15 protein-coding genes and 4 tRNA genes are annotated in these 17,536 nt (G+C 67.2%); 4 read left to right on the forward strand and 15 right to left on the reverse strand.

Going from position 1 to position 17,536, the window contains the following annotated elements:
* Positions 1 to 23: 23 nt before the first annotated feature.
* The gene (locus tag PSS76_RS12845; RefSeq protein ID WP_337456245.1) at positions 24 to 2,456 is read right to left on the reverse strand and encodes an ATP-dependent Clp protease ATP-binding subunit; all 2,433 of its coding nucleotides are present in this window, start codon (positions 2,454 to 2,456) and stop codon (positions 24 to 26) included.
* A gap of 253 nt (positions 2,457 to 2,709) precedes the next feature.
* Between PSS76_RS12845 and PSS76_RS12850 the strand changes: the two genes are divergently transcribed.
* Positions 2,710 to 4,146: an MFS transporter gene (locus PSS76_RS12850; RefSeq protein ID WP_013414982.1), complete on the forward strand. Its 1,437-nt coding sequence runs from the start codon at positions 2,710 to 2,712 to the stop codon at positions 4,144 to 4,146.
* Between the two features lies 1 nt (position 4,147).
* Here PSS76_RS12850 and PSS76_RS12855 read toward each other — a convergent pair whose 3' ends face one another.
* Genes PSS76_RS12855 through PSS76_RS12865 form a run of 3 tightly spaced genes read right to left on the reverse strand, consistent with a single transcriptional unit; the run spans position 4,148 to position 6,619 of the window.
* Positions 4,148 to 4,687: a VOC family protein gene (locus PSS76_RS12855; RefSeq protein WP_013414981.1), complete on the reverse strand. Its 540-nt coding sequence runs from the start codon at positions 4,685 to 4,687 to the stop codon at positions 4,148 to 4,150.
* Positions 4,688 to 4,692: 5 nt separating this feature from the next.
* A complete protein-coding gene (locus PSS76_RS12860) occupies positions 4,693 to 5,574 on the reverse strand; it encodes an oxidoreductase (RefSeq protein WP_037084577.1) in 882 nt (293 codons plus the stop codon).
* 55 nt (positions 5,575 to 5,629) lie between these two features.
* Positions 5,630 to 6,619, reverse strand: coding sequence for an alpha/beta hydrolase (locus PSS76_RS12865; RefSeq protein ID WP_049799410.1), 990 nt, complete (start codon positions 6,617 to 6,619; stop codon positions 5,630 to 5,632).
* Positions 6,620 to 7,109: 490 nt separating this feature from the next.
* Here PSS76_RS12865 and PSS76_RS12870 point away from each other — a divergent pair, with 490 nt between their 5' ends.
* The gene (locus PSS76_RS12870; protein WP_013414979.1) at positions 7,110 to 8,003 is read left to right on the forward strand and encodes a pseudouridine synthase; all 894 of its coding nucleotides are present in this window, start codon (positions 7,110 to 7,112) and stop codon (positions 8,001 to 8,003) included.
* 112 nt (positions 8,004 to 8,115) lie between these two features.
* On the forward strand, positions 8,116 to 8,892 hold the full coding sequence (locus PSS76_RS12875) for an SDR family NAD(P)-dependent oxidoreductase (RefSeq protein ID WP_005515222.1): 777 nt from the start codon (positions 8,116 to 8,118) through the stop codon (positions 8,890 to 8,892).
* A gap of 22 nt (positions 8,893 to 8,914) precedes the next feature.
* On the opposite strand, the gene PSS76_RS12880 is transcribed toward PSS76_RS12875, so the two are convergent.
* The 4 genes from PSS76_RS12880 to PSS76_RS12895 all read right to left on the reverse strand — a co-directional run bounded on the left by PSS76_RS12880 (position 8,915) and on the right by PSS76_RS12895 (position 13,137).
* Positions 8,915 to 9,481, reverse strand: a complete 567-nt coding sequence (locus PSS76_RS12880) for a TetR/AcrR family transcriptional regulator (protein WP_005515223.1) — start codon at positions 9,479 to 9,481, stop codon at positions 8,915 to 8,917.
* A gap of 11 nt (positions 9,482 to 9,492) precedes the next feature.
* A complete protein-coding gene (locus tag PSS76_RS12885; RefSeq protein ID WP_337456246.1) occupies positions 9,493 to 11,115 on the reverse strand; it encodes an FAD-binding protein in 1,623 nt (540 codons plus the stop codon).
* A gap of 32 nt (positions 11,116 to 11,147) precedes the next feature.
* Positions 11,148 to 12,323: a 3-hydroxy-9,10-secoandrosta-1,3,5(10)-triene-9,17-dione monooxygenase oxygenase subunit gene (hsaA, locus tag PSS76_RS12890; protein ID WP_013414977.1), complete on the reverse strand. Its 1,176-nt coding sequence runs from the start codon at positions 12,321 to 12,323 to the stop codon at positions 11,148 to 11,150.
* Positions 12,324 to 12,534: 211 nt separating this feature from the next.
* Positions 12,535 to 13,137, reverse strand: coding sequence for a TetR family transcriptional regulator (locus PSS76_RS12895; protein ID WP_013414976.1), 603 nt, complete (start codon positions 13,135 to 13,137; stop codon positions 12,535 to 12,537).
* A gap of 238 nt (positions 13,138 to 13,375) precedes the next feature.
* On the opposite strand from PSS76_RS12895, the gene PSS76_RS12900 reads away from it, so the two are divergent.
* The gene (locus PSS76_RS12900; RefSeq protein WP_005515229.1) at positions 13,376 to 14,134 is read left to right on the forward strand and encodes an IclR family transcriptional regulator; all 759 of its coding nucleotides are present in this window, start codon (positions 13,376 to 13,378) and stop codon (positions 14,132 to 14,134) included.
* Positions 14,135 to 14,274: 140 nt separating this feature from the next.
* Here the strand turns inward: PSS76_RS12900 and PSS76_RS12905 are convergent.
* The 7 genes from PSS76_RS12905 to PSS76_RS12935 form a co-directional block, all read right to left on the reverse strand.
* A tRNA-Asp gene (locus PSS76_RS12905) sits at positions 14,275 to 14,348 on the reverse strand.
* 57 nt (positions 14,349 to 14,405) lie between these two features.
* Positions 14,406 to 14,482 (reverse strand) — tRNA-Phe (locus PSS76_RS12910).
* Positions 14,483 to 14,536: 54 nt separating this feature from the next.
* Positions 14,537 to 14,610 (reverse strand) — tRNA-Asp (locus PSS76_RS12915).
* Positions 14,611 to 14,659: 49 nt separating this feature from the next.
* Positions 14,660 to 14,732: transfer RNA gene (locus PSS76_RS12920), tRNA-Glu, on the reverse strand.
* 117 nt (positions 14,733 to 14,849) lie between these two features.
* On the reverse strand, positions 14,850 to 15,506 hold the full coding sequence (locus tag PSS76_RS12925) for a TetR family transcriptional regulator (RefSeq protein WP_013414975.1): 657 nt from the start codon (positions 15,504 to 15,506) through the stop codon (positions 14,850 to 14,852).
* Positions 15,507 to 15,711: 205 nt separating this feature from the next.
* The gene (locus PSS76_RS12930; RefSeq protein WP_242420968.1) at positions 15,712 to 16,764 is read right to left on the reverse strand and encodes a magnesium transporter CorA family protein; all 1,053 of its coding nucleotides are present in this window, start codon (positions 16,762 to 16,764) and stop codon (positions 15,712 to 15,714) included.
* Positions 16,765 to 17,172: 408 nt separating this feature from the next.
* On the reverse strand, positions 17,173 to 17,313 hold the full coding sequence (locus PSS76_RS12935; protein ID WP_005515232.1) for a hypothetical protein: 141 nt from the start codon (positions 17,311 to 17,313) through the stop codon (positions 17,173 to 17,175).
* Between the last annotated feature and the right edge of the window lie 223 nt (positions 17,314 to 17,536).

The raw sequence follows: 17,536 nt of genomic DNA on the forward strand, positions 1-17,536 counted from the left end.
CCGCCCTTGTCGTTGTCTCGGCGTCAGCTGACCACGAGATCCAGTTCGTCGTCGGTGACCTTGACCGTGATCCGCCCACCGGCGTCGAGGACGTCGTCGAGCAGCAGATCGGCGATTCGGTCGTCGACCTCACGGGCGATGGTCCGGCGCAGCGGCCGTGCCCCGAACTCGGGCTGGTGCCCGTGCTCGGCGATCCAGTCCACCGCATCGGGAGTGAACTCGATGTCGATGTCCTGAGCCCGCAGGCGATCCCGGCTCTCGCCCAGCAGCAGATCGGTGATCCGGTGCAGCTGCTCGGCCTCGAGCTTGCGGAAGATCACGATCTCGTCGATCCGGTTGAGGAACTCCGGCCGGAACGACTCCCGCAGGCGGCCCATCACCCGATCGCGCAGGGGCTTCTCGGTCGCCGCGGCGTCACCGGTGGTGAAGCCCAGCGCCCCGCCCTTGCTCGAGATGATGTCCGAGCCGAGGTTGCTCGTCATGATCAGGACGGTGTTCTTGAAGTCCACCGTGCGGCCCTGGCCGTCGGTGAGCCGTCCGTCGTCTAGCACCTGGAGCAGCACGTTGAACACATCCGGGTGGGCCTTCTCGATCTCGTCGAGCAGGATCACCGAGTACGGGTGACGTCGCACCTGCTCGGTGAGCTGACCGGCCTCGCCGTAGCCGACGTAACCCGGAGGCGCCCCGACCAGTCGGCTCGCGGTGTGCCGCTCGCCGAACTCGCTCATGTCGAGCCGCAGCATCTTGCTCTCGTCACCGAACAGCGACTGCGCCAACGCCTTCGCCAGTTCCGTCTTGCCGACGCCCGTCGGACCGAGGAACAGGAAGCTACCGACCGGACGACGGGGATCACCCATGCCGGTCCGGCTGCGTCGCACCGCTCGTGCGATCGCCTTCACCGCATCCTCCTGGCCGACGACCCGCCGATGCAGTTCGTCCTCCAGTCGCCGCAGACGCTCCTTGTCCTTCTGCGTCATCTGGCTGGCCGGGATTCCCGTGGACCGCGCGACGATCTCCGCGATGTCCTCGGCAGTCACCGACGGCGTCCCCACCGCGACGGGCTCACCTGCGCGAGTCTCGGAGAGTCGCTTCTCGGCTCCCGCGATCTCGTCGCGCAGCTGCGACGCGCGCTCGTAGTTCTCGGCGCTCACCGCATCTTCCTTGGCCTTCTCCAGTCGCGCGATCCGCTGCTGCAGCGCCTTGGCATCCGGATTGGATGCGCCGAGCTGCAGGCGCTTCCGCGCGCCGGCCTGGTCGAGCAGGTCGATCGCCTTGTCCGGCAGGTACCGGTCGGCGATGTACCGCGACGACAGTTCGACGGCAGCGGAGATCGCCTCGTCGGTGTAGCTGACGCGGTGATGCTCCTCGTACCGCTCGCGCAGCCCGCTCAGGATCGCCTTGGCGTCGTCCTGGCTGGGCTCGTTCACGGTCACCGGCTGGAACCGCCGCTCGAGCGCGGGATCCTTCTCGATGTGCTTGCGGTACTCGTCGAGCGTGGTTGCACCCACGATGCGGAGATCGCCGCGAGCCAGCTTGGGCTTGAGGATGTTTCCGGCATCCATGGCACCCTCGCCGCCGGCGCCCGCACCCACGATGGTGTGCAGCTCGTCGATGAACACGATCAGCCGGCCGTCCTGCGCGACGATCTCGTCGACCGCCTTGGTCAGCCGCTCCTCGAAGTCGCCGCGGTAGCGGGTTCCGGACAGCATGCCGGCCAGGTCCAGCTGGACGATCTTCTTGTCGGCCAGCACCTCCGGGACGTCTCCGTCGACGATGCGCTGCGCCAGACCCTCGACGACGGCGGTCTTGCCGACGCCGGCCTCACCGACCAGAACCGGGTTGTTCTTGGTCCGGCGCGCCAGGATCTCGATGGCCTGCTCGATCTCGTCGCTACGTCCGATGACCGGGTCGACGCCGCCGGAGCGGGCCCGCTCGGTCAGGTCGGTGCCGTACTTGTCGAGCGTCGGGGTGGCCGACTCCTGCTGCGGCTCCGCAGCACTCGCGTTCACCGCGGACTGCATCGACTCCGGCGTGACACCGGCGGACGCGAGGATGCGCCCGGTCGTCGAGTCCCCGTTGGAGACCAGCGACAGGAAGATGTGTTCGGGATCGATGTAGGTCGATCCGAGTGCGCGCGCGATCTGGTGTGCGTCGAGCAGCGTCCGACGTCCGGCGGCCGTGACCGTCGGAGAGATCGAGACGGCTTCGCGACCACGGGGCAGGCGCGCCTCCGCGTCCTTCGAGATCGCCTCCGGGTCCCCACCCACTCGCTTGACCATGTCGCGCACCGGATCCTTGACCGCGGCCACGTGCAGGATGTGCAGTGCGTCCAGGCCCGTGTCACCGCGTCGGGCCGCGAACTGCGCAGCCTCGGCCATGAGCTGCTGCGTGTCACTGCTCATGAGACGGGTGATATCGATGCGCCCGGGCCCCTCGGGCCCGAAGAATGCCGGCATTCGCAGCCTCCTCCAAAGTTGAGTCTTACTGACTCATGGAACATGCCTCCGCGAGATTCAATTCCCGACCGTCCAGGATCGTCGGCGCGGCAAGGACGCCGACCCGCGCCGAGAGCCGTCGACAAGCCCGCGACCTGGGTGTTCGCGCGACCCGACGCGGCGAAGGTCCGCGTTTGTGACAACGAACACAGTGCTTCTCGGGCGCATCCATCTCCTTGACCTCGAGTGCGCTCGAGCTTCTACCTTCGGGGCCATGACAACCCGAACCGACGGCTCCGGCACCTGGCGTCAACTGCTGAGCGGGCGACATCTCGGGGTCGCCGCCGTACTGGCCGGCGGAGTGGCGCTGTACGCGACCAACGTCTATCTCACGAGCAGTCTGCTGCCCACCGCGATCGACGACATCGGCGGACGTCGCTACTACGCCTGGACGTCGACCGTGTTCCTCATCGCGTCGGTGCTCTCGTCGATGATCGTCAGTCGGACGCTCGCCGCCCGCGGCCCGCGCGGCGCCTATCTGATCGGCCTCGCCCTCTTCGCGTTCGGAACCGTGGTGTGCGCGCTGAGCCCGACCATGGAACTGCTCCTGGCCGGACGCGCCGTGCAGGGTTTCGGCGGCGGCCTGCTCGCCGGCCTCGGATACGCGGTGATCAACTCCGCGCTGCCCCGGCATCTGTGGACCCGCGCCAGCGCACTGGTCTCCACCATGTGGGGTGTCGGCACCCTGGTGGGCCCTGCCGTCGGCGGGGCGTTCGCCCAGTTCGGCGCGTGGCGGTGGGCGTTCGGTGCGCTGATCGTGTGCACCGCGGCAGTCGCTGCCCTCGTTCCGGTAGTCCTGCCGCCGCACACCCGTGCGGACGACCGCGTCGTCGCCCCCGTGCCGGTCGTCCCGCTGGCGCTGCTCACCGCCGCGACGCTGCTGGTGAGCGTCGCCGGGCTCCTCTCCCACGCGGCGATCGCGGCCGCCGCCGTCGCCGGCGCGGTGGGCCTGGTCGTGTGGTTCGTCGCCGCCGACCGGCGCAGCCCGCACGGGGTGTTGCCACCGTCGACGTTCTCCGGGTCGTCCCTGAAATGGGTGTACCTGACCATCGGGGTCCTCGCGATGGCATCGACGGTCGAGACGTTCGTCCCGCTGTTCGGGCAGCAGCTGGCCGGGTTGGCGCCCCTCGTCGCCGGATTTCTCGGTGCCGCACTGGCACTCGGCTGGACGGTCGGCGAGATCCCGAGCGCGTCGGCGGCGGCTCCGAACGCGGTCCGCCGCATCGTGCGATGCGGCCCGCTCCTGGTCGCGGCCGGCCTCGCGATCATGGCAGTGGTCCTCGCCGAACAGGTAGGGAGCGGCCGCGTCGCGCTCTGGGCGACCGGGCTGATCGTCGCCGGCGCGGGCATCGGCATCGCGTGGCCGCATCTGGCGGTCGGGGCCATGAACGCCGTGGCCGAACCGGTCGAGGGCGCCCGCGCGTCCGCCGCGATCAACACCGTGCAGCTGATCGCCAACGCGTTCGGTACCGCGCTGGCGGGCGTGCTGGTGAACCTCGGAGGACAGTCCGAGATGCGTTCGGCGCAACTGCTGCTGTTCGGCTTCGCCGCACTTGCATTCGTCGGAGTATGGACCGCGTGGCGCGCCACCCCGGTGCGCGGGCGCCCGAAGACCGCGGTCCGGCGCGACGTGGACGCGATCGCCGGCTAGTTCAGCCGCGGGCGCGGGCCGCGAACACCCGCTCCCATAGGTGCCGATCGGTGCGCGGACCCCCGCGGGTATCAGCGCCGTAGCGGGCGATCTCGGCATCGATGTCGAGCGGACGCGTCGGCGGCTGTGCGGGCACGAGTTCGTCGATCGCGAGCGCGTCCGGCACCAGCCAGCACACCTCGAACTCGATGCCGTCCGGGTCGGCCGCGTACAACGCCTTGGTGGAGCAGTGGTTGCTGGCCCCCGTCAGCGCGCCCGCCGCGAGCAGACGCTCACGCATCTGCGCCAGGGCGGCGAGCGTGTCGACCTCCCAGGCCAGGTGGTACAGCCCGACGTTGCCCGGCGTCACGCGGCTCACCGGGGCGGGGCTCTGGAACAGGCCCAGGTCGTGGTCGTTCGCCGAGTCCGGCGCCTGCAGGAACGCCGCACCGGGGTACCCGCCCGGCAGTGCCTTGAACCCGAGCACATCCTGGTAGAAGGCCAGGCTGCGCTGCAGGTCCGACACGAACAGGACGGCGTGGTTGAGTCGCTCGATCGCCAACGCGGTCAGCCTCCGAAGTCGTAGGTGACGCCGGTGAGTTGCTCCGACGCCGACCACAATTGTCGCGCAACGCTCCGGTCGTGCGACTTCCGGTTCGACGAAACCACTTTCGGGTAGCCCCGCGTCTCGAACATCGACGACGGACCGAGGTAGCTGCCGCCGATCGCGTCGGGCACGGTCGCGGCGTACAGCATCGGCAGCGCGCCCATCTTCGCCGACTGCGCGATGAACGGATTGGCCAGCGCCATGACCCTGCTCGAGATCGACTCGGTGTGCGATTGCAGGTTCGTCGCGGCGTAACCGGGATGCGACGCCAACGCGCGTACCTGAGAACCCGACGCGGACAGCTTGCGCTGCAACTCGTATGTGAACAGCAGGTTCGCGAGCTTGGACTGCCCGTAGGCCGGCCAGCGCCGGTACGTTCGGCGTTCCCAGTTCAGGTCGTCGAGGTCGATACTGCCGATCTTGTGCATGGTGCTCGACATCGTCACGACACGATCGGTGACCTTGCCCAGCAGCAGGCCGGTGAGCGCGAAATGCCCCAGATGGTTGGTGCCGAACTGCATCTCGAACCCGTCGGCCGTGCGACCGAGCGGCACCGCCATCACGCCCGCGTTGTTGACGAGCACGTCGACCGCATCGACCGAGTCCGCGAACTCCCGCACGGACGCCAGGTCGGCGAGGTCGAGGCGGCGCACCTCCGCCCGCTCCCCCAACGGCGCCGCGACGGCCTTGCCCTTGTCGACGTTGCGGCAGGCCAGGATCACGTGCGCGCCGGCCTTCACGAGCGCCTTCGCCGCCTCGGCCCCCAGCCCACTGTTAGCACCCGTCACGACGAACGTCCGGCCGCTCTGATCGACGATGTCCCCTGCATCCCATGTGGTCATGGCCACAGACTACGGAAACCTGGTCGGCGGAAGTGTCGATGCGCGCAAGACGTCTTCACCACGCGTTCAACGCGTTCAGGATCTGTGGTCGCGCCTGCCACAGCTCGCCCGACCAGTACGGCCACGCATGGGTACCGGTGCCGCGGAACTGAAAGTTCGCGGGAATGCCCAGGGTGTGCAGACGAAACTCGAATGCCCGCGTGGTGACCATGGACAGGAACTCGAGGCCCATCGCCATCGTCGTGTTCCAGTAGCCGACCAGGTCGGTGGGTCGGTCGTACACGCCCGGTATCCCGTTGCCGGCGGACACGTACATCGACAGGCCCTGCAGTTGCGGCGCCGAGACGAACGGATCGTTGCGCATCCACGCCGGATCCCACGGGAAGCCCCACATCGAGTCGGCGTTGTAGCGGCCCGCGTCGTACATCGCAATCCGAATCGCCTCGCGCATGCCCGGCGCCGTCGTATTCAGATAGCCCGACAGCGAGCCGGCGAATCGGAACTGGTCACGATGGTAGGCGGCGAGCGTCATTGCGGCCGTTCCCCCCATCGACAACCCGACGACTCCGGTATTCGTGCGGTCCACACCGAAATTGGCCAGATAGTCGGGCAGTTCGCGAGTAAGAAACGTCTCCCATTTGTAGGTGATCGGCTGAGCATTGAAATTGCTGGGGTTGTACCAGTCCGAATAGAAGCTGGCTTCGCCGCCCACAGGCATGACGAGAGTGACGTTGTCCAGCGCGAACTGCTCCATCGCATTGGTCTCGAAGCTCCACGCGTTGCGGTCGTTGCGTGCCCGCATGCCGTCGAGTAGATACAGCGAGGCGCTACCGCCGCGCGCGGCCCACTGGACCTGAACCTTGATGTCCCCCATCGACGAAGGGACCCACAGCTCCTGATAGCCACCTCGCGCTACCTGGCGAGCGGTCCCCGCGGAAGCCCCGGGCGCAGCCGCCAACACGCAGCCCGCACACGTGATCAACGCGACGAGAACCGCCATCAGTCGATGTCGCCATGCCGTCGCCCAATTTCCGGAGTAGTACATCGAACCGCTTCCTGCCACCTGCCGTCGACCTCGACGAACAACGAACACAACCCTCTGTTGATCAGCTGCACACGAGCAGTCGTTAGCAGAACGAAATGTGGCAAAACTCTCTCTCGGACAATTCTTGAGAGTTCTCTGAGAGTTTCGGATGGTTCACAGATTTCGTGGTAGTCGATTTCCGGAACCACGATATGCGCCGCGATCAGCAGAAATGGCGACCCCGCCCGGTCGGCGGCCCGCGCACCACGACGAAGAAGCGCGGCCACGCGCGTCGTGGGTGGCCGCCTCGCCCCGCGAAACGGACCGCGCGGGTTGTTGACCAAGGACGCCGGCAGCGCAGCCCGGCGACGCGTCGAAGAGAAGGGCAGCGCCACCACCCACCCCTCGAGAGTGGCGGACGCCGCAACTTACCGAAGGGTAAGGTAAGAAGGTGCGCACGTCAACGCCCTGCACACGACCCGTCGCGAGCCGGGGCCGGTACCGTCGACACGTGCCCGCCGCTCCCCTGCCCGTCCGCGACGGACTGAATCCCACCCGACTGCGCCTACCCGACGACGGCGCGTGGCCCACCGCGCTCGGGTACCTACTGTCGCGGTTTCCCGGCGACGCGAAGAGGTTGCAGGAGAAGGTGGATGCGGGTGAGGTGGTCGACGAGCACGGCACGCCGATCGACGCCGTCACCGCGTACCGGCCCCGCGCGTTCCTCTACCTCTACCGCGACCCACCGGCCGAGAAGCGCGTCCCGTTCGAGGTGGACGTCCTGCACCGTGACCAGGACCTGCTCGTGGTCGACAAGCCGCACTTCCTCGCGAGCACCCCGCGCGGCGCGTACGTCGTCGAGTCGGCCCTGGTCCGGTTGCGCCGCGAACTCGATCTACCCGAACTGACCCCCGCGCACCGACTGGACCGGATCACCGCCGGGGTGCTGCTGTTCACGGTGCGCCGCGAGGCACGGCGCGCGTACCAGTCACTCTTCGACGAACGCCGGGCGACAAAGGTGTACGAGGCGCTCGCGCGGCACGATCCGTCCCTGCACCTGCCGGTCACGGTACGGAGCCGAATCATCAAGGAGCGCGGCGTACTACAGGCGCGCGAGGTGGACGGCGAGCCGAATGCGGAGAGTCGCATCGAACTGCTCGACGTCCGCGACGGCGTGGGCCATTACCGGCTGCTGCCACGCACCGGCAAGACCCACCAGTTGCGCCTGCACATGTGCTCGCTCGGCGTCCCGATCATCGGCGACAACTTCTATCCGCGCTTCTACGACGTGGCCTCCGACGATTATTCCGACCCGTTACGCCTACTCGCACGCAGTCTCGAGTTCGACGATCCCTACACCGGCATCCGCCGCCGCTTCGAGAGCCGGCGCACGCTCACCGTTTGACGTTCCGGCCCGGGATTTCCCATTGCCCGGGCGAATCAGAGCACTCGAAACCAAGCAAGTGCTAGGTTGCCTGACATCTCGCAAGGAACAGACGCCAGCAGGGAGCACACCAGTGAGCACCACATCCTCGAGTTCGACGACGACCACCGCCCTCGTCACGGGCGGCACCGGCGGGATCGGCGCCGCGATCGTCCGCCGACTCGCAGCCGAGGGACACAACGTCGTCCTGACCTACCGATCCAACGCCGACGCCGCCACCAAGTTGGTCACCGAAGTCGAGGAACTCGGCGTCCGTGCCGCAGCACACTCGGTCGACCTCACCGACGCCCGGCAACTGGGCGACCTCGTCGCCGCGATCACCGCAGACTTCGGCGACCTGTCGATCCTGGCCCATGCGGCCGGCCCGCACGTGCCGATGGTGCACCTGTCGAAGGTCGAGCCGTCCACGTACGCTGCGCATCTCACCGACGAGGCGACCGCGTTCTTCACCGTCGTGCAGGCCTGCCTGCCGGCGCTGCGCGAGGCGTCGGGCTCGGTTGTCGCCGTCACCACCGCCGCCACCGACCGCTACCCCGTTCGGGACGGGCTGTCGGCGGGAACCAAGGGCGCCGTCGAGGCGCTGGTGCGAGGCTTCGCCGCCGAGGAGGGACGCTTCGGCGTCCGCTTCAACGCGGTCGGCCCGGGCATGCTCACCGACGGCATGGCCGAACGGCTCATCAGCTCCCAGAGCCTGGACCAGCGGGCACTCGACGTCACGATGAGCCGGATCCCACTGCAGAAGTTCGGGACCGCGGTCGACATCGCCGAAGCCGTCTGCTTTCTCGCGAGCCCCAAGGCCGGTTTCGTGACGGGCCAGAAGCTCAACGTCGACGGCGGCTACACCGTCTGAGCCGTCCCCGACCGGCTCGGGATCACGGCAGCAGCAAACGCGCCGAGATCTCGAGCCTGTCGGCGATGTGCCCGTACGAGTCGTACCCCATCCCGGCCCGCAGCAACGCGCCCGCGTACAGCATTTCGAGCGCCTCGAGGAGGTCGTCGTCGGGTTCGTCGCCCATCGCGTGGAGCAGTCGCTTACGGATCTCGAGTCCGATGCGCGCCCGCAGGTGCACGACGTCGGGGTCGCGGCCCAGCAGCGCGGTCGTGACGGCGGCCGCGAGTTCGGGCTCGTCGGAGACCAGCAGTGCGACGCTGCGCAGCACCTCGACGATGCGGGTGGTCCGGTCGTCGGAGACCGGCTCGTCGGCCGGCATCGCCGCCAGCCGGCGCCAGAACACCTCCGCGACCAGGTGTTCCTTCGACGAGAAGTAGGTGTAGGCCGTGGCCGGCGCCACCCCGGCCTGCTTCGCCACCAAACGAACGGTCAATCCGGCGAACCCGTTCTCGCGTAACACCTCCACGGCGCAGCGAGTCAGCCGAGACACCGTCTCGGCCTGCTTGGTCGTCAGCCGACGACGGGTCGATTCGAAATCGCCAGACACATGTCCGGAGGCTACGCGAGCCGCCCACCTCGTGCCACGACGGCCCCCGCCCGGCGCCCCGAGTACACGCAGTCGGCGATGGACAGGCCGCTGACGTAGGACTGCGAGCACACCCCGACCGCGGTGCGTCCGGCCGCGTACAGACCGGGGATCGGAGCGCCGTCCACCTCGGTCACCGCCCCGGTCCACTCGTCGACCGTCAGGCCACCGAGCGTGAGCACCGGGCACGGGAACCCGGCCTGCACCCGGATCGAGCAGTCGAACGCGTAGAACGGGCCGTCGACCAGTGGCGTGACGTGAGCGGGATCCTTGCCCATCGCATCGGGCACCCCGGCCCGACGGTCCGCGTTGTACCGCTCGAGCGTCCGCGCCAAGCCCGCCGGATCGATGCCGGTACGGCGGGCGAGCTCCTCGGCAGTCGCACCCTTCTTGTGGCCCACGGTGTACAGGTACGTCGTCTGCAGACGCTGGAACCACAGCGTCTGTTCGGGGACCTGACGTTTCGCGTCGGCGAGGACGCGCGAGTCGACGACGAGATACGCGGCGACATCGGTCTGCTCGGCGATGTGCTCGCCGATCTTCGCGCCGTAGAACAGTTCGTTGCAGATGCGCTCGCCCTCCTTGTTGACGAGCACGCCCTCGGTCATCGCGATCGGCGGATTGAAGAAGCGCCACGCCGACACCCGTTCCATGCGATCGGTGGCACCGCCGGCGGACTGCCCCAACCGGATACCGCTGCCGTCGTCGCCGATCGTGCCCAGCCCGGTCCCGCCGAGGTAGCGCGGCGCGTACTCGCCGAGCATCTCCCGATCGAAGACGAATCCCCCGGCGGCGAGGATGACACCCTTGCGCGCCCGGTACCGGCGCACCACCGAGTGCCCGTCCTCGATCCGACGGATGGGGCCGTCCATCAGGCGACCGACCGGGCGGTAGTAGAGGTTCCACTTGCGGTTGAGCGACCCGAGCACGCGGTGCAGGACGCGGCGCCCCCGGGCCCGCGGATCCACCTCGCGGCACTCGACGCCGATCACCGTCCCGGCGTCGTCGGTGATCAGCGACGTCACCGTGGTCTGGCAGCGGACGTCGATACCCCGGCGCTTGCGGGCCGACTTCGCCATCGCCGAGAAGAACACCTTGCCCGACGTGCCCTTGCCCTTGGTCCGGTGACCGCGCGGGGCCGGGGTCGCCGCGTCCTTGTACGGCGGCGCCAGTTCGTTGCCCGAGTAGTACAGGTAGTACTCGTTGGTGGGATATGACGTCTTCCGTGGCGCCATGCTGCCCTCGAACGGCACCCCCAGGCGCTCGAGCCACTGCAGGTTCTCGACACTGCGCTCACAGAAGTCTTCGAGCAGTTCGTCGGAGACCACGCCTGCCGTCTCGAGCTTCAGGTAGTCGAACATCGCCGACGGGGTGTCGTCGAAGCCGGCCTCCTTCTGCTGCGCAGTTCCACCGCCCGCGTAGTAGATGCCGCCGCTGATCGCGGTCGCCCCACCGCCCTGGAACCTCTCAACCACCAACACATCGGCGCCCAGGTCGGCGGCCTCGATGGCGGCACTGGCACCGGCCGCGCCGAAGCCGACCACCACGACGTCCGCCTCGCCGTCCCACTTCTCGGATCCACCGTACGACTGCATGTTTCGCCTCCCACTGATTCTGCGACCCTGGATCACACCCACGCGTCGTGGATGTCCCGGCCTAGTTCGTTGCGCCCGAACAACACCAGCGGCTGGTACGGGTCGTTGATCACGTGAGCCCGTCCTGCATGGGCATCGCGCCAGAAACGCTGGATCGGGGCGTCGGTACGCAGGGCACCCCCACCGGCGTGGTCGAAAAGACGATCGATCGCGCCGACGGCCATGCTCGACGCACTCACCTGGTCACGGCGGGCCTTGACCCGCAACGACACCGGAATGCGGACGTCGGCGTGCGCGAAGTCCAGCATCTCGGAGAAGTTGCGCTCCAACTGCATCCAGGCCAGCTCGATGTCGCGCGCAGACTCGGCCAGCGCGGCCTGCATGAACTGATCGTCCGTGAACCGCAACGGACTCACCGCAGCGGTTCGGCCGGTCTGGTACGCGGTGAACGCGGAGTAGGCTCCGTCGGCCATCCCGACGATCGGCGCAGTGATCGTCGTCGAGAAGACCGCGGAGAACGGCAGGCGGTAGAGCGGCGCCGTGTTGACCGCCTGACCGGGACCGGCGCACTGCACCGTGGACGTGAAACTCAACGTCCGGTAGTCCGGAACGAAGACGTCCTCGACCACGAGGTCGTTGCTGCCGGTGCCGCGCAATCCCACGGTGTGCCAGACGTCGTCGATGCGATAGTCCCGGGCCGGGATCAGAAAGGTACGGAAATCGATGGGGTCGCCGGCGTCGTCGACGACCAGACCGCCGACGAGTACCCAGTCGGCGTGGGCCGATCCGGACGAGTAACTCCACCGGCCCGAGAAGAAGAATCCGCCGTCGGACGCGATCGCCCGCCCCATCGGCGCGTATGCCGACGACATCAACGTGTCCGGATTCGCTCCCCACACGTCTCGCTGGGCCCGCACGTCGAACAGCGCCAACTGCCAGGGATGCACGCCGACGACCGACGCCACCCACCCCGTCGATCCGCACGCGCCGGCGAGAGATCGCACCGCGGCGTAGTAGTCGCGGGGATCCGCCTCGAATCCGCCGAACGCGTGGGGCTGGAGCAGACGGAAATAGCCGATCTCGGTGAGCCTGGCGATCACTTCCGTGGAGATCTGCCGGTCCCGCTCGACCTGGCCGGCGCGGTCGCGCAGCATCGGCAACAGGTCCCTGATGTCGTCGAAGACGTCGACGACCTGCCGATCACCCATCGCACCCCTGTCCGCGCCGAGGGCACCCTCCACGGCCGCATCCGAACCGACCGAACACTCGGGCGATCACCTCCATCGGGGTGAGGGTAGAACAGGGTGCAGAGTTTGTCGACGATCTACGGTGAACACGGAGGCCAGGACACCGAAAAGGCCGGGCGCCGAAACTGGAATCTGTTCCAGTTCTGGAGGCGGTGGGATCGCCGAGCGAGCGTCAGGCGTAGTCGGCGAGCACCAGACGAATTACGTCCTCGACGTTTCGCACGGCCTGCGCGTAGCTGATGCGGCCCGCCGTCCAGAAGGACAGCGCCGCGAGCATCGTCCCGTCGACGGCCAGGATCGCAACCCGGGACACGTGGTCGGGAACCCCGTCCATGAGGGCGAATGTCGCGGCGTGGTTCACGTGCGCGCGCCGCTGCATCGACTGCCGGACGTAGGGGTCGGACGACGCCGTCAACTCCAGGTCGAGCCGAGCAAAGTTCGGGCCCCTCTGAAATGCCCTCAACTGGCGGCGGTACAGCGCGAGCACCCTTTCACACACACTGCGATCGTCGGACTCGCCGGAGGCATCCGCCCGGGCGCGTTCGACCTCGAGCTTGCGGGACAGCCTGTCGTTCCAGGCCTCCATCGAGGCCGCCATCAGGTGTTCCTTCGTGGGGAAATAGCGATACAGCGTCCCCAGCGCGACGCCGGACCGCTCGGACACCTCCCGCATCTGGATCCGGTCGGGCTCCGTCTCCTGCAGGAGGTCGATCACCGCCTCGGTGAGGGCCGCCCGCCGCCCCCGCTGGCGCGCCGTCATCCCCTCCGTCGACATCGGAGCGCCACAGTCACCTCGCACCGCGCCACGATAACGCAGCCATCCGAAGTATTTGAAACATCGTTCTCACTTCTCGTGAAAGACGTACCATCGAAATATCTTTCGGAGCCTCACCGTACTCACGGGTAGCGCTCCACGGTGGGGGGGTCAATCGGCCCGCTCGGCTTGTTGCACAGCCCCGCGGTGGGTATAACGAATGGACCGGTAGGCGATCGCGCCGGGGATTGGAGGAGCCGTGACCGTCATCGACGACGAAGTGAGGGCCGCGGTCGCGGACGTCCCCCCGACGATGGCCGAGCGGATCACGCTGATCCTCGACCAGTTCGACGGCGCCGGCACCCGGCTCACCGCGGAGGACCTCGTCCAGCTCACGAGCATCCCGCGATCGACCACCCACCGCATCCTCGACCAGTTGACACAGTTGAACTGGCTGAGGCACAACCGGACGGGTTACCGCCTGGGGTGGCGGGCGATCGCCCTGGGACGCAGCAACGAGCGCGACGAACTGCGCGCTGCAGCCGCCCCGCATCTGCATCAGTTGCACCTTCACACCCGCATGATCACGCACCTGTCGGTTCTCGACGGCCGCGACGTCGTGTGGCTGGACAAACTCGGCGGCCGCTGCGCCGACACGATCGCCACGCGGGTCGGCGGGCGCAGCCGGGCCGACCTCACCAGCGAGGGCAGGGCAATGTTGTCCCTGTTGCCCCCGGAACACGTCGACGTGCTGTACGGCGACATCCTCTCGACGGAGTCTCTTCGCGAACTACACGGACGCATCGGCGTCATCCGCACCCGCTACGGCCGCACGTGGGAGACCGACGCGCAAGGGGTGTCGTCGGTGAGCGCCGCCCTGCTCACCGGCGAATCCGATCATGTTCAGCTCAGCTGCATCTCACTGCGCGGGCGGGTCCATCAGAATCAACTGCAGGGCGCGATTCCGCTGCTCGCGGCGACGGTCCGACGGGTGGCCGAGCGGATCGCGGAAGACTGACGGGCAGACCCGTTCACCCGGGGACCTCCGTCGGGGACGAGACGGGCCCGGAAAGCACGAAGTCCCTGGCACCCGAAGGTGACCAGGGACTGGATCGCACTGCATTGTCGACAACACTGGATTGTCGCCAATTCAGAAAGCGACCCTGACGGGACTCGAACCCGCGACCTCCGCCGTGACAGGGCGGCGCGCTAACCAACTGCGCCACAGGGCCTTGCTGCGCTCCTCGCGGAGCGGTACTGCATTTTCACCGAAGTCCGAGGACCTCACGTGGTGGCCAGAGCCGGGATCGAACCGGCGACCTTCCGCTTTTCAGGCGGACGCTCGTACCAACTGAGCTACCTGGCCGTACGGCACCCGAACCGAATGCCTATCGCGCTCCATCGTTTCCGATGGAACAAGCGACCCTGACGGGACTCGAACCCGCGACCTCCGCCGTGACAGGGCGGCGCGCTAACCAACTGCGCCACAGGGCCTTGCTGTTACTGCTATTCAACTGTACTTCCCCAGCTGATGGGTGAAGCGTACCCCCTACGGGATTCGAACCCGCGCTACCGCCTTGAAAGGGCGGCGTCCTAGGCCGCTAGACGAAGGGGGCCCGCCGGATTGCTCCGACCAGTACCTCCAACGGCGTTCCGTTGGGAGCTTGGATAGCTTAGGGCACCGATTTCGCAATCCACAAATCGCCTGATCAAACCGCGCAAACGCCAGGTTGTCACGCCTCCGTGGACACGGGGACCTCGGCCGGCCACCCGTTGGCCCGCCAGTTCGCGAGCCACTCGTCCGACGCCATCCCCGCCAGCACCACCTCGAGCGATTCCTCGAAGCGGGCACGCAGGTCCACCTCGCTCGCGGTCAGATCCGACATGTAGCGCTGCCCGGCGAGGCTGGCCGCGAGCACGCGGGTGAACTTGTCGGTGTCGACCCCGTCCCGGACCAACCCCTCACGCTGCGCCCGTGCGATCAGGTCGCGAGCCGAGGACCCCCACACCCGTGCGCCACCGTTCTGCACGTCCGCATAGAACTCCGGCTCGATGATCAATCGGAACTCGGCCCGCACGATGGGGTCCGTCAGGAACATCTGCGCCACCTGGTCGATGAGCCCGTGCAGGATCTCGAACGGATCGAGGTCGGTGCGGGACGTCCACCGATCGGTGGTCTCCTTGAATTTCTCGAGCGCGGCAGCGAGAACCGCGCGCCCGAGCTCCTCCTTCGATTCGAAGTGGAAGTACATCGCACCCTTGGTCGCGTTGGATCCTTCCAGGATCGCGTTGACCGAAGCTGCCGCGTAACCGCGCTTCCCGAACTCGACTGCAGCCGCTTCCACGATCGCAGCGCGGGTCCGCCGCGCACGTTCCTGTTGACGTGCCATGCGCTACTCGCCTCCGAAAGCCGTAACGCTCGCCGGCCTGCCGACGAGCTGCCACCCGCCCGAAAACCAGACTAGTCCGCTTGTCGGTGGGGCCGAAACCGTAAACCCTGAACAGGCGGTTTGCGCTCTTCGTCCATAAACACACCAAGTGGTATCCTTTTTCCGGCTCGGGTGTGCCGCAGGGGGTGCGCACCCGAGCCTTCAACTACAGCCATCCCCGGCGTTTGAAGCTCGCCCACAGTCCGGTGGCCAAACCCAGCAGGAGCACCGTGCTGAGCCAGAAGCCCAGCGGCTCGGAGTAGCCGGGAAACGGAATGTTCTGGCCGAAGTAGCCGGTCACCCCGGTGGGAATCGCGATGATCGCCGCCCACGCGGTGAGCTTCTTCATGATCTCGTTCAGCGCGTTGCCCTGCATCGCCAGACTCGTCGAGAGAATCGACTCGATCGTGTCCCGCAACCCGTCGATCCGCTCCGTCGCCCGCAGCGCGTGGTCGTAGACGTCCTGGTAGTACGGCACGATCTCGGCAGACGACGCATGTACGCCGGCGCGCAACAACGCACTCAGCGCCTGGTTCATCGGCAACACGACCCGCGACATCGCCACCACGTCCTTGCGCAGCGAGAAGCTCTGCAGCTGGATCGACCTGACGGACTCCGACCCGTCCAGCAACTCGTCCTCGACTGCCTGGACCCGTTCGTCGACGTCGTCCAACGCGTCGAAGTAGCCGTCGACCAACTGGTCGAGCAGCGCGTGGACGAGGAATCCGACGCCGTGCTCACTGAGCGAACCCAAGTCGTCCCAGGCGTCGAGCAGGGGGTCCACAGGAAACCCGTCGTCGGAGCGGATCGTGATCAGCGCCCGGGCGAGGATGAACGCCGCGACCCGCGTCGAGCCCAGTTCGCCGGAATCCGGATCGACACGGAGCGCGCGGGCATGCAACAGACTGTGATCGCGATAGCGCACCAGGCGGGGTCGCTGACTACCCGACGCGGCGTTCTCGAGAGCGAGGGGATGCAGTTCGATCTCGCCGCCGACCAACGGCGCCAGCGCAACCAGATCCGCCAGGGTCGGCGCCGAGAGATCCACCCAGATCACGGTGTCCGAGTCGGCACGGTGGACCGCAACCTCCTCCAGCGGTATGTCGGACGCGATCAGTACGCCGCCCCGATACACCCGGCTTCGGTGCTTGCAGGTCACCTGCAGATCCTGCGTCACGCCAGCGATCTCGCGCGCCGCCTCGTCCGTCGTCTCGTCCACACCTTCGATCCTCGCCCACGTCCACGTCGAGCGCGCGCCCCCTCATCACCGAACGTTCTCCCCGGATACCGTTCACACCTTTGTTCAGTGCCCCACGGTTCATTCCGGCCGAACGAACCTTCACGAGAAAAATTGAATGGAAACTGTTTACCCTCTCGCTCGCGCCGGGGAGCGTCTTCGGTTCCGAATCGTGATCGGGTGGCCCGACCACATGTGCGGGCGGCCCGCTCGCATTTTCCGTGCCCGATTTCCTGTTGCGCCGCAGGGCTGTGAACGGGTGGCAACTCATGCGAACGATCCGCGCGAACCCACTCGAGCAGGTTCGCACGGATCGTTCCCGCCGTCGGCGGGTCAGCACGTTTCGATCCGTCCAGACTGCGGAATCGCATTGCGCTGGAAGAGTTCCCCCTACACCGGCGGAGTCGCCGTGCTGCCACCGAAGGTGCTGCCGCTGATGTTGCTGCCACTGTTCGCAGACCCGAACGTCACGTCGGAACTGAAGGCATTTCCATTGAACAGATTGAAGATCAGATCGAAGATGCTGCCCATTCGAGCCTCCTGAATTGGAATTCCGTGAATGATGACGACGTCACAGTAACAGCGGAACAGACCTGCCGTTGTGTTCTTCAATAACGGATCGATAAATGCACCAACCGCCACTCGCGAACTCAGGAATCAACTGTTTCAACAATACCTGCAAAATGGACTTTCTCACCATTGCGGATATACGTCGGATCCCCTCCTCGCCACGAGCACGAAGGGGTGCGACGGC

Source organism: Prescottella sp. D32, from assembly GCF_037287305.1.
Lineage (GTDB): Bacteria > Actinomycetota > Actinomycetes > Mycobacteriales > Mycobacteriaceae > Prescottella > Prescottella equi.